This window comes from Fulvivirga sp. (assembly GCF_040220315.1).
In the GTDB taxonomy this organism is placed as follows: domain Bacteria; phylum Bacteroidota; class Bacteroidia; order Cytophagales; family Cyclobacteriaceae; genus Fulvivirga.
Genome location: NZ_JAVJUY010000227.1, coordinates 1 through 12,001, shown reverse-complemented (window position 1 = coordinate 12,001; position 12,001 = coordinate 1). Strand labels below are relative to the sequence as shown.

The 12,001-nt window shown below is 37.8% G+C and carries 11 protein-coding genes; 10 read left to right on the top strand and 1 reads right to left on the bottom strand.

Going from position 1 to position 12,001, the window contains the following annotated elements; translation table 11 throughout:
• The 9 genes from RLO81_RS11025 to RLO81_RS10985 form a co-directional block, all read left to right on the top strand.
• A partial coding sequence (locus RLO81_RS11025; RefSeq protein ID WP_350111433.1) for an NADH-quinone oxidoreductase subunit H occupies nucleotides 1-130 on the top strand: 130 nt, incomplete at its 5' end.
• A gap of 10 nt (nucleotides 131-140) precedes the next feature.
• Nucleotides 141-2,165, top strand: coding sequence for a tetratricopeptide repeat-containing sensor histidine kinase (locus tag RLO81_RS11020; RefSeq protein ID WP_350111428.1), 2,025 nt, complete (start codon nucleotides 141-143; stop codon nucleotides 2,163-2,165).
• A gap of 30 nt (nucleotides 2,166-2,195) precedes the next feature.
• On the top strand, nucleotides 2,196-2,891 hold the full coding sequence (locus RLO81_RS11015) for a 4Fe-4S dicluster domain-containing protein (RefSeq protein ID WP_350111425.1): 696 nt from the start codon (nucleotides 2,196-2,198) through the stop codon (nucleotides 2,889-2,891).
• Nucleotides 2,881-3,378: an NADH-quinone oxidoreductase subunit J family protein gene (locus RLO81_RS11010; protein WP_350111423.1), complete on the top strand. Its 498-nt coding sequence runs from the start codon at nucleotides 2,881-2,883 to the stop codon at nucleotides 3,376-3,378. Before RLO81_RS11015 ends, RLO81_RS11010 begins: the two co-directional genes overlap by 11 nt.
• A complete protein-coding gene (gene nuoK, locus RLO81_RS11005; RefSeq protein WP_350111420.1) occupies nucleotides 3,375-3,665 on the top strand; it encodes an NADH-quinone oxidoreductase subunit NuoK in 291 nt (96 codons plus the stop codon). Before RLO81_RS11010 ends, nuoK begins: the two co-directional genes overlap by 4 nt.
• A gap of 1 nt (nucleotide 3,666) precedes the next feature.
• A complete protein-coding gene (gene nuoL / locus RLO81_RS11000; RefSeq protein ID WP_350111417.1) occupies nucleotides 3,667-5,652 on the top strand; it encodes an NADH-quinone oxidoreductase subunit L in 1,986 nt (661 codons plus the stop codon).
• Between the two features lies 1 nt (nucleotide 5,653).
• Nucleotides 5,654-7,372 carry a complex I subunit 4 family protein gene (locus RLO81_RS10995; RefSeq protein ID WP_350111414.1) on the top strand — a complete coding sequence of 573 codons (1,719 nt, stop codon included), beginning with the start codon at nucleotides 5,654-5,656 and terminating at the stop codon, nucleotides 7,370-7,372.
• Nucleotides 7,373-8,857 carry an NADH-quinone oxidoreductase subunit N gene (locus RLO81_RS10990; RefSeq protein ID WP_350111411.1) on the top strand — a complete coding sequence of 495 codons (1,485 nt, stop codon included), beginning with the start codon at nucleotides 7,373-7,375 and terminating at the stop codon, nucleotides 8,855-8,857.
• Between the two features lie 9 nt (nucleotides 8,858-8,866).
• On the top strand, nucleotides 8,867-10,756 hold the full coding sequence (locus RLO81_RS10985) for an amidophosphoribosyltransferase (RefSeq protein WP_350111408.1): 1,890 nt from the start codon (nucleotides 8,867-8,869) through the stop codon (nucleotides 10,754-10,756).
• Here the strand turns inward: RLO81_RS10985 and RLO81_RS10980 are convergent.
• The gene (locus RLO81_RS10980) at nucleotides 10,753-11,769 is read right to left on the bottom strand and encodes a glycosyltransferase family 9 protein (protein ID WP_350111405.1); all 1,017 of its coding nucleotides are present in this window, start codon (nucleotides 11,767-11,769) and stop codon (nucleotides 10,753-10,755) included. The two genes, RLO81_RS10985 and RLO81_RS10980, sit on opposite strands and share 4 nt — an antisense overlap.
• A gap of 155 nt (nucleotides 11,770-11,924) precedes the next feature.
• Here RLO81_RS10980 and RLO81_RS10975 point away from each other — a divergent pair.
• Nucleotides 11,925-12,001 (top strand): EVE domain-containing protein (locus RLO81_RS10975; RefSeq protein WP_350111430.1); only part of this gene is annotated, 77 nt, incomplete at its 3' end.

The following is a 12,001-nucleotide window of genomic DNA, read 5'->3' as shown; positions in this document are numbered from 1 at the left end:
GATGTGGGTGCGTTGGACATTTCCCAGGGTTAGAATAGACCAGCTAATGACCATTGGTTGGAAATATCTAACACCCATTGCATTAATATTTTTATTAACTTGTAGTGTTTGGAGGCTTATAATGATATAAATTCGATGTCTTGAGAAGAATATTAGCAACCATACTGTTCATCATCACACTTCCTGCCTTTGCCATGGCACAGGACACACTTAAAATGAGTGAACTGGAAGAGGAATACAGAGAAGCTAAAAATGATTCTGTAAAACTTGTATTACTCTTAGAGGTTATCAACTCAACGGAATTGGGTGATGTTGATACGGCCATTTATATTGCAAAAAAAGCCGCAGACCTAGCCTTAAAATTAAAGGATAGTATCTCCCTGGCATTTGCAAAGCAATCACTCGGTGTATTTTATTCAGTACAAAGCAATCATAACGAAGCTTTAAGAAATGACCTTGAGGCACTCAATATTTACAGCAAACTGGGTGCAACTACTCAGCAATCAGACCTGTTAAATGCTGTTGGAGAAGATTATTTAAATCTTGATTTATACAATGAAGCCTTTAACTATTACAGGCAGAGCCTTGAAAAAGCACAAAAACAGGATGATAAACTTCGAATAGCCATCACGACTTATAATATGGGTAGAGTGCTTTTTGCCATGGGCCAGCTCGATCGTGCCAGAGAGTATATCGAAGAATCTATGGAAGTGAGTATCGCAAGTGGTGATTCAGCCGGTATTGCCTATTCAAAAAATGATTTAGCACGTATTGATATTGAAGAAGGTAATTATGAGAAGGCATTGACAGTATTAAACGAAGCATATGATGTCAGCATTAAATTTCGGGAAGATGTACTAACTCCACAAATCATTGCCAATATGGCCAAGGCTTTTGAAAAAAATGGCCAATATAGGAAAGCACTCATCCACTACGATAACGCTTTGGAGATCTATGAAAAGCAAAGCAATAAAAATGGAATAGTTGAGGTATTTTATGGAAAAGGCAGCGTTAGTCAGCGAATGGGCGATGAAATTGGAGCGAAGGCATACTTTGAAAAGTGCCAGAAAATGGCAGAAGAAATTGGTGATAATGGTTCCTTAATACGGTGCTATGCATCCATGTCAGAGCTATACGAATCAGAAAAAAATCTGGCAAAGGCATTAGAGTATTATAAAAAGTATAAGGAGTTAGAGGATAGCGTTTTCAGTGAAAAGAAAAAGGAGCAATTCAGCCAGGTACAAATTCAATACGAAACGGCAAAAAAGGACATTGAAATTCAGCTACTTAACCAAAAGGAACGTCAACAAATATCAGAATTAAAGAACCAAGAATTTATAAGGAATATCCTTGTTGTGATTCTGGCATTCACTGCAGTACTTTTATTTTCTTTATATAAGAATAACCAACGTAGAAAGAAGGTTAACGATCTGCTTGTTATTCAACAAAGAGAAATTGAATCTAAAAGTAAGGAGCTAAGCAGCTTGCTGGAAATGAAAGACAAATTCTTCTCTATAGTTTCTCATGATTTACGATCGCCCATTAATGCCCTTGTAGGTATCCTTGATATTCTGGACGAAGGAAATATGACGCAGCAAGAATTAAAAGAGGTAAGCCATGCACTTAAACTAAGGCTTGATAATACTCGCAAACTGCTCGATACCCTTCTAGACTGGGCGATGATGCAGATGAATGAGATTAAAATTAATCTCGAGAACATCAAGCTCAAGGGAATGGTAGAAGATAATTTTACCTTCTTTAGAGAGATAGGCGAGAAAAACATCATTTTTGTGAACAGTGTTGAAGCCGATCGGATAGTTAAAGCTGATAAAAATATGCTCGATCTGATTATTAGAAACCTTGTTTCTAATTCTATTAAATTTACTGAAGATGGCGGTCGGGTAGAAATAAGTACAGAAGAGGGGCCAAAAAATATGTTAATAGTAATGATTAATGACGATGGAGTTGGTATGGCTCCTGAACAAATGAATAAACTTTTTAATACAACTGAGCTTTATACTACCAGAGGTACAGCCAATGAAAAAGGTACCGGGCTAGGCTTGAAACTTTGTAAAGAATTCGTGGAGCGTATGGGCGGAAATATTTGGGTGGAAAGTGAACAAGGCAAAGGAAGTACCTTTAAGTTTACAGTCAGCTTAGCCTGATTGAATTTTTTAATCTAAAGCATCAACGCAATGAATAACTCAGGATACTGGGATAACATCAAGTCTGCTTTAACTACTTCGGTAAAAGGTTTAAAAACTACCATCAAACACTTTAAGGAAGCCCGTAAAACGGTGAAACCCATGAGTGTGAGTGATGCCAATTACTTTACCAGGCAAGAGGGGATAATGACATTGCAGTATCCGCATGAAAGCTTACCCATCCCCGATAATGGTAGATACAAATTACACAATGAAATTGATGATTGTATTGTTTGTGACAAGTGCGCAAAAATTTGTCCGGTAGATTGTATTGATATAGAGCCCATCAAAGCAAAAGAAACATTTGGCCACACTTCTGATGGAACACCCAAAAGAATTTATGCCGCCAAATTTGATATAGATATGGGCAAGTGCTGCTTTTGTGGTTTGTGCACAACAGTGTGCCCTACAGAATGCCTGACCATGACCAAATCATTCGATTTTAGTGAGTATGATGTTGCAGACCATACCTATGAATTTGCAACCATGACCCCTCTAGAAATCCTTGAAAAGAAAAAGGAGATTGAGGAGTATGAAAAGTCTAAAACATCTGACGAAGAAACTACTGTTAAAAAGAAGTTAGTAGCCAAACCTGTGGTTAAAAAAAATACTGAAGGTCCTGATAAACCAAAGCCAAAGTTTAAGCCAAGGCCCATGATTAAACGAAAAAAGAAAGATGATGAGTGATTGGTTGATATATTTCCTGGGAGCCATTGCCATACTTTCAGCTTGTTATGTGCTGTTTACTTCCAATTTATTATTTGCTGCATTCGCATTGGTACTCACTTTTATATCTATCGCTTTGCTTTATTTGGTAATGGGCGCAGAGTTTATTGCTGTTACCCAAATAATGATATACGTTGGCGGAATTATTGTTTTAATCATATTTGGAGTAATGCTCACCAATAAATTAGGCAATGAACCACCTCGATCAGGGAGTCATAATAAGTTTATTGCCGCATTGGTCTCTGTATCCATGTTTGGCCTGCTTTGCTTTGCTATTGTACAAATGAATTTTTCTAATGATATGATTGGCGGGTCACTTCTACAAATTAAAAAGATAGGGCAGGTGCTATTTACTGATTATTTAATTTTGTTCGAGTTGGCCGGTATCTTACTTCTAATAGCGTTAATTGGCGCCTCTGTTATTGCCTCAAAAAAAGACGCGGCATGATGCTTGAATTATTCATAGTGAGTGCATTTTTATTCTCTATAGGGTTGGCAATTGTTATTACTCGCAAAAACGCAATCTTCGTGCTTATGGGTATAGAACTAATGCTCAACGCATCTAATATTAATCTGATAGCTATGGGTGGTGCGAATGGGCAAGGCGTATTTTTCGGGCTATTTGTGATAGTGATAGCCGCGGCAGAAGCAGCGGTTGGTTTGGCATTAGTTCTTAAAATATACCACCATTACAATACCATTGAACTCGATAAAGTAAACGAACTGAAAGACTGAATTGCAAACAACAACACTCATAACTAATTGGGATTTCAATGGCTATTGGCTGCTGGTTATGTTGGCTTTGCCGCTTTTATCCCTGGGTATGAATGTGGCATTCAGTAAAAATGAGAGGTTGCCAATTTTGAGCTCAGCCCTACTTTTTGCTTCAACATTCATAGCACTTTTTTTACTGTATTCAACTTGGAATAGTTCATTAAAATTTAATCTCAATTGGTTTTCAATTGGCTCTAACAGCTATACAATTACCTTGCTTGTTGACCGCATTTCGGGACTAATGTTATTTGTGGTTACATTTATTTCAGCATTGGTTCATTGGTTTTCAGTGGATTATATGAGAGATGATGCTGGCCGCAATAGGTATTTTGCTTTATTGGGCCTATTTACATTCTCAATGCTGGGAATTTTAGTGACCAGCAATCTTCTTATAATATTCATGTTCTGGGAGTTAGTTGGTCTCAGCTCTTACTTGCTAATCGGTTATTGGTTTAACAAAGAATCGGCCGCAGCGGCATCTAAGAAAGCTTTTATAGTAAACCGAATTGGGGATATTGGTTTTGTAATCGGTTTGGCCATAGCATGGTTTAATTTTCAATCGTTTGATCTGTTAGTCATACAGGAGTCATTAAATAGCTCCTTGCCTGGAGTTACCGTTAACCTCATTTCAATCTGCGGACTAATGCTCTTTTTAGGAGCTATGGGTAAATCAGCGCAATTTCCATTGCAAGTATGGCTGCCCGATGCTATGGAAGGCCCCACGCCCGTTTCTGCCTTAATTCATGCAGCAACCATGGTAGCGGCTGGTGTGTATTTAATAATCAGGGTCTCTTTTCTACTTTCAAGCGATGCCTTGTTGGTAGTAGCTGTCACTGGGGCAATTACTGCTTTTATGGGAGCCTATGCCGCACTTTTTCAGAACGATATAAAAAAAGTACTGGCCTTTTCAACAATTTCACAATTAGGTTACATGATTATTGGCGTAGGTGTTGGAGCTTCAGATGCTGCCTTTTTCCATTTGCTTACGCATGCCTTTTTTAAAGCGGGGCTATTTCTGGGAGCTGGTGCCATTATCTATGCTATACACAAAGCGTACCCATCAGACGATGTCGATGCACAGGATATGCGTAATATGGGCAAGCTCAAATCGGCCATGCCCGTTACTTTTAGTGCTTATTTAGTTTTTAGCCTGGCGTTAATTGGTATACCATTTACATCCGGGTTTTTATCAAAAGAATCAATATTGCTTGGCTCAATGCATGCGGCCAGTACACAGGGTGGCTTGTATTGGTTAGTTGCCGGGTTAGGTTTCTTGTCAGTTATTTTAACTTCATTCTATGTTGTGAGAATGTTGGCACTTGTCTTTTTTGGAACTCGTAGAAACTCCAATGAAAAGGCCATTAAAGAGTCTTCTGTTACTTTTAAAATTGTCTTGCTCACTCTTGCTGTTGGTTCAATAGGCTTTGTATGGTCTTATAACCCATTTTCGGTAGATAGTAGCTGGATTTTAAACTCCATTAACCTAAGAAAGTACGCACAGACTGAATTACCTCATCTTTTAACGAGTGTGCTTTCTCTAATTTGTATATCTGTAGGTGCAGGGGTTGCTTTGCTCGGTCATAAACGTGATCGATTAGTTCCTAAAAATAGGTCTGCTGTCATAGCACTATCGCTTAATAACTGGTATTTAGATGATATTTATCAATTCATAATAATCACACCTTTTAAGGCCCTAACAAGATTTCTGAAACAAATTGAAATTAAAGTTTTAGATAGAGTTGTGCACCTAATGGCGGTAAGTACAGCTGTTTTATCCCATGTTATTGGTTGGTTAGACAGGCACATAGTAGATGGTTTCGTGTCGGCTTCAGTGTATGTAGTTGGCCGAACCGGAATACTTACAAAATCAATACAAGGCGGCAAAGTTCAGAGTTATATTCTGCTTGCTATTTTAGGTTTGATAATTATTATATTTTTGGTGATTTAAAATGAACGGAGCACTGCTATCCATATTAATATTCCTACCAATTCTAGCGAGTGCTATTGTTGCATTTAGTCCATTGAGCCAGAAACTAACGAAATACATAACGCTGTTGGTAGCTGGTGTGCAGTTACTCATTGCAATGGGCCTTTACCTGAATTTTAGTCAAACGGCTGGAGAATATGGAATGACCTCATTTTCTTATGTAGAAAAAGTAAAATGGTTTGAATTCTCACTAGCAAATTATGGTAAAATAAGTGCCGATTATTTTGTAGGAATAGATGGGTTGGGCTTGTCTATGGTTTTGCTGTCAGTTCTGGTAATGGTAATAGCTACAATCAGTTCTTGGAATATAACTGATCGATATAAAGGGTATTTTGCCCTATTTCTGCTATTAAATGGTGCAATAATCGGATGCTTTGTAGCACTCGATTTTCTACTATTTTATCTCTTTTTCGAGTTCATGCTCCTGCCAATGTATTTTCTTATTGGGCTCTGGGGCGGACCGAGGCGAGAGTATGCATCTATCAAATTCTTCTTATACACTTTATTTGGTTCTATTTTAATTCTGATTGTTCTTATTGCACTCAATATCTCAACCATTGATCCTGTGAAAACTGCTATTGAAGTTGACTTAATTGAAACAGCTGATCAATATTCTGAGAAGGTAGAGACGCAAGTTCATAAGATGCTCAATTTTGGAAAGATATCTTCCACAATGCATGTGCATACTTTTAACCTTATTTACATGACTGATCCAGCGAATCTAATTCCGGGGTCAATTTTAGATACAGAAGGAACCAGAATGCTACTCGGGCTTCCTTTACGATTAGTGGCCTTTTTATTGATATTCATTGGGTTTGCGATAAAAATACCGGTAGTACCATTTCACACATGGTTACCCGATGCACACGTTGAGGCTCCAACGCCTATTTCTGTAATCTTAGCCGGAGTCTTATTAAAAGTGGGCGCTTATGGACTAATACGTGCAGGCATCTTTATTTTCCCTGATGGATTAATTCATTTTAGCTGGTGGTTAGGACTGCTAGGTGTCATTTCAATTATTTATGGAGCCATGAATGCCTTAGCTAGTAATGATTTGAAGAAGCTAATCGCTTACTCATCAGTGTCGCATATGGGTTTTGTACTGTTGGGAATTTCAGCCTTATCTTCAGAGGGTTTTGGAGGAGCCATTTATCAAATGGTGAGCCATGGTGTTATTGCTGCAGGGTTATTCCTAATTGCAGGAGTATTGTCTGACCGTACGCATGACAGGCTCATAGAAAATTATTCTGGCTTAGCTCAAAAAATGCCGAAGTACACGGTAATGGTAGTCATATTCTTTTTTGCCTCGATGGGTTTACCCGGATTTTCAGGCTTTATTGCAGAAATCTTCGTTTTAATCGGAAGCTTTATTTCACCTTTACTACCAGGGTGGATGATGATCGTTGCTTCTATAGTTTTGGTGCTTTCCGCGGCCTATTATCTATGGACAATCCAGCGGATGTTTTATGGCCCGTTTTATTATCGTCTGAGTGATGATAGAACCATCTTCACCGACCTTACCAAACGAGAACATCTTATGTTCTGGCCACTTGTTGTGATAGCCCTATTACTTGGTATTTTTCCTCACTTTTTATTCGATTTAATTAACGAATCAGTGAGTCAAGGGATAGACCTTTTATCTGCTCAGGGTCTAGTTAATCTCAAATCAATTATAAAGTAGGTGGAGGAGTTAAGTCAGAAATTATCAGCATTAATTAATGACTTAGGGTTTTTAGGGGCAGAATATGCTGTGGCTGCAACAATTATTCTTGTTTTACTATTCGATTTATTTTTATCTAACAGACGATTGAGTGAATCTATTGCAGTCACTGGCCTACTTATTTCAATTTATTTGTTAGTAACTTCTTTTAGTGGCCCGGGGTCGACAAAATTTCTATTTCAAAATATGCTGCTTTTGAGCAAAGCTGCTGTATTCTGGAAAATCGTGGTAGCTGTAAGTGCCCTATTCTGCATACTCCTTTTTATATCGAGTAATTCAAAATTTAGAAGATCAGAGGCGTTAATATTTATTCTTGCCCTTCTACTGGCTTCAAACTTCTTGATTATGTCATCAAACTTATTGATGGTGTACTTCTGTATTGAGACAATTTCAATAAGCTCATACATTTTGGCCTATTTTTCGTTCGATAAAAAAGGAACAGAAGCAGCACTGAAATATTTACTTTTTGGAGCTACATCTGCAGCAGTCATGTTGTATGGATTGTCGCTTTTATTTGCCATTACCGGCACGTTAGACTTTACCTCTCAGCAATTTGTAGACACATTGTTGGCTACCAAAGCGCTGCCACTAATCATTATTTCAATATTGGTATTGGCAGGCATTTTATTCAAAATCGCAGCGGTTCCATTTCATATTTGGTCGCCAGATGTGTACACTGCGGCACCCACGCCCATTGTTGCATTATTCTCGGTGGTACCTAAAATAGCAGGTATTGCCATTTTAATCAAGATAGTTTTGGCGCTAAACCTTTTTGGCCAATCTGCCATTAATTGGCCCGTTATGATAAGCACTATTGCCCTGGCAACCATAACTGTAGGTAATTTTTCAGCATTATGGCAATCGAATTTCAAGCGAATGATGGCCTATTCTTCGATAGCTCAAACAGGCTTTTTACTTGCAGCCGTTGCTGCTTTTTCTGAAGTAGGTTTGAGCAGTCTGAGCTTTTATGCAATCGTTTTTGCATTGGCTAATTTGGCTGTCTTTGCCTTGATTCAGTTTTTTGAAAAAAGCTATCAAACAGTTGGAATGAAAGATTATTCAGGCTTATTTAAAAAAGAACCGATTGCCGGAGTACTTCTGCTAGTCGCACTTTTGTCTTTAACAGGCTTGCCTCCAACAGCAGGGTTCACTGGTAAGTTTTTAATTTTTGGAGCGTTATGGGATTCTTACTCCATATCAGAAAATAACTGGCTACTCACCTTACTTATCTTTGGCTTGCTTAATACGGTTGTTTCCTTATTTTACTATTTAAAGGTGCCTTATTTTATGATATTCAAAGAGGCTGAGGGTTCAGGAAAAAACAGCCAAATATTATTTGGTTTGGAGAATTATTTAACTGCACTTTTGGTTGTAGCAATATTATTATTGTTCTTCCGTCCCGACTGGTTGATGGGGTGGATTAATAATATTAACTTTGCATTTTAATCGGAGGCAATGAGCGACCAAATTAAACACGAGTGTGGTATAGCCATGATCAGGCTGAGAAAACCTTTAGCCTACTACATAGAAAAATATGGATCACCCACCTATGCCGTAAACAAAATGTATATTTTGATGGAAAAGCAAAGAAACCGAGGCCAGGATGGCGTTGGGGTGGCTAACATCAAATTAAACCAAAAACCGGGCTTACGATACATCAGCAGATATCGCTCAATAGAACATGATCCTATCAAATACATATTTGAGAAAATTGGCCGTAAGTATCGTAAGGCAAGAAAAGAAGGTGGGGATGAAGGCTATCATGATGAGAACTGGCTAAAAGAGAATTGTGCTTTTACAGGTGAAGTGTGGTTAGGGCATTTAAGATATGGAACCCATGGAAAAAATAGTATTGAGAATTGCCATCCGTTTTTAAGACAAAACAACTGGCGAAGTAGAAACCTGGTGGTTGCTGGTAATTTTAACATGACCAATGTCGATGAGCTTTTTGATATATTGGTAAAGCTCGGTCAGCACCCAAAGGAAAAGGTGGACACGGTTACGGTAATGGAAAAAATAGGCCATTTTCTTGACGAAGAGAATAACGAAATTTTCAGAAAGTATAAGGACAAATATTCCAACAAAGAGATTACAGGGTTGATTGAGAGTGAGTTGGATCTTGTGAAGGTGTTGAGAAGGGCTTGCAAAGATTTTGATGGAGGCTATGTGATGGGCGGAATGGTCGGTCATGGAGATTCATTTGTAGCGCGTGACCCTTCCGGAATCAGGCCTGCTTACTATTATGCTGACGATGAGGTAATTGTTGTTGCTTCTGAAAAGCCAGCAATTAAAACAGCCTTCGATATAGATTATCAAGACATTAAGGAGATTGAACCTGGTCATGCGTTAGTAATAAAGAAAAACGGAGAATATGGTCAGCATCAATTCATTGATCCTAAACCCAAAACTTCATGCAGTTTCGAAAGAATTTATTTTTCAAGAGGAACTGATCCCGACATTTACAACGAGCGCAAGGCACTTGGTAAGTTGCTTGTTCCGCAAGTGCTTAAGTCCATAAATTTTGATTTAAAGAATACAGTTTTCTCCTATATTCCTAATACTGCTGAAACGGCCTTTTTAGGTATGATGCATGGGTTGGAAGATTATTTATCGCAAAAGCAGAAAGAAGTTTTTATCGAAGGCAAACCGCATGTGGGTGAACTGGAAGATTTTCTATCATTCAGACCGAGGGTGGAGAAAATTGTTATTAAGGATGCTAAACTTCGAACTTTCATTACCGATGATACACATCGTGACGAAATGGTTGCGCACGTGTACGACACCACCTATGAAGTGATTAGAAAAGGTATTGATACTTTGGTGATATTGGATGATTCAATTGTGCGTGGGACTACGCTGGAGAAAAGTATTCTTACCATGCTAAACAGGCTGGAACCAAAGAAGATCGTCATAGTATCATCAGCTCCTCAAATTCGTTTCCCTGATTGTTATGGTATTGACATGTCTAAAATCAGTGAATTTGTTGCATTTAGAGCGGTAGTTCAGCTTTTGAAAGAACGTGGAATGGATTACAAGTTAGATGAGGTGCGTGACAAATGTGCTTCTGCATTGGTGAATAAAGAAGAAGTGAATTATGTAAATGAGTTATTTAATGAATTTACATATGAAGAAATATCTGCCAAGATTGCCGAAATCGTGAAACCTGCGAATTCTACGGCTGAAGTAGAAGTAATTTATCAGACGGTAGAAAATTTACACCAGGCTTGTCCAAACCACAAAGGCGATTGGTATTTTACTGGTAATTTCCCTACACCAGGAGGAATGCGTGTAGCAAATCAGGCATTTGTTAATTATATGTCTGGTAAATTGGTTCGAGCGTACTAAGGCAGATAAAAATCGAAGACAATATTATTCATACATTTAAAATGCCCTTTGGGGCATTTTTCATACCCTATCTTTGAGCAAGGCCTGCAGTCGATCTTGTTGTTTTCAAGAATAGTAAATTTCGTTCTGTAGGGGTACATGCCAAATGATGGAATGGTGTTGCCCCAGATGCTAAATATTTCTTTCTTAAAGGCCGCTGCGATATGCATTAGACCTGTATCATGCGTAAAAACATAGTTGGCCTGCTTAATTATAGAAGCAGATTGGTTGAGATTGTATTTACCACAGGCATTATAGATAATCGACTTTTTATTCAATTTTGTTAGCCCTTCTTCAAAGGGCTTGGAGACTTCAGATTTGGTAAAGAATTTCACAATACTTTCACCAACGATAGCATCTTCTTTTCCACCAAGTAAAATAATTGGCTTATTAATTTTATCGCAGAGCTCAATCATGCGTTTGAGTGGTAACTTTTTAGTACCATGCTGGGCTCCAATGGCATAGGCTACATATTCTTTTCTGTGTGTTTCAGGCAACCATTCTTTTGGTACAACATCTTTATCAGGGATAAAATAATCGAGCCCAAGTGTATCCATTGCTATGTTAAGCGGTTTTAAAGTAGCCATGTACCGGTCTACAATATGCTTATTTGGAAGCTTGTTAATCTTAAGGTTCACCATCAGCCATTTCGCACGGTTTAACTTATCAAAAGAGTAACTTTTTATACCCAGTCTTTTCTTAATTAGTAATGTTCGAAGGTTGTTATGTAGGTCTATAATCAGGTCGAACTTTTCTTTCTTTAATTCATTAATGGTTTCGCTTAAACTATCTGATAACAGATGATATTTATCGATATATGGATTATGCTTAATTATATCTTCGTAGCTTTTTTTAGTTAGATAATGTACTTCTGCATCCGGCAACTGGGTCTTTAAATTTCGTATAACCGGTGTAGTTAAAACTATATCTCCAATAGAAGAAAAGCGAATGATTAAAATTTTATTCAAGTTCATAGAAACAATGCTCTCGTATATGCATTAAAATGATGAATCCCCTTTATTGGGGGAATGATTAGTTGTAAATAAAATCAAATTTAGTGACCACTGTCATGATAATTGATTTTATGTAAATTTAAAAAAATCGAATTGTCAATATATAAACAGAAAAAATGAACTATTGGTTAATGAAATCGGAACCTAATACTTATTCTTGGGATGACTTGGTAAAGGATAAACGCACACATTG

Bases quoted from the DNA above. Each gene is read 5' to 3' on its own strand.
- RLO81_RS11015 (WP_350111425.1), top strand. From the start codon at position 2,196: ATGAATAACTCAGGATACTGGGATAACATCAAGTCTGCTTTAACTACT.
- RLO81_RS11010 (WP_350111423.1), top strand. From the start codon at position 2,881: ATGATGAGTGATTGGTTGATATATTTCCTGGGAGCCATTGCCATACTT.
- nuoK (WP_350111420.1), top strand. From the start codon at position 3,375: ATGATGCTTGAATTATTCATAGTGAGTGCATTTTTATTCTCTATAGGG.
- RLO81_RS10995 (WP_350111414.1), top strand. From the start codon at position 5,654: ATGAACGGAGCACTGCTATCCATATTAATATTCCTACCAATTCTAGCG.
- RLO81_RS10985 (WP_350111408.1), top strand. From the start codon at position 8,867: ATGAGCGACCAAATTAAACACGAGTGTGGTATAGCCATGATCAGGCTG.
- RLO81_RS10980 (WP_350111405.1), bottom strand. From the start codon at position 11,769: ATGAACTTGAATAAAATTTTAATCATTCGCTTTTCTTCTATTGGAGAT.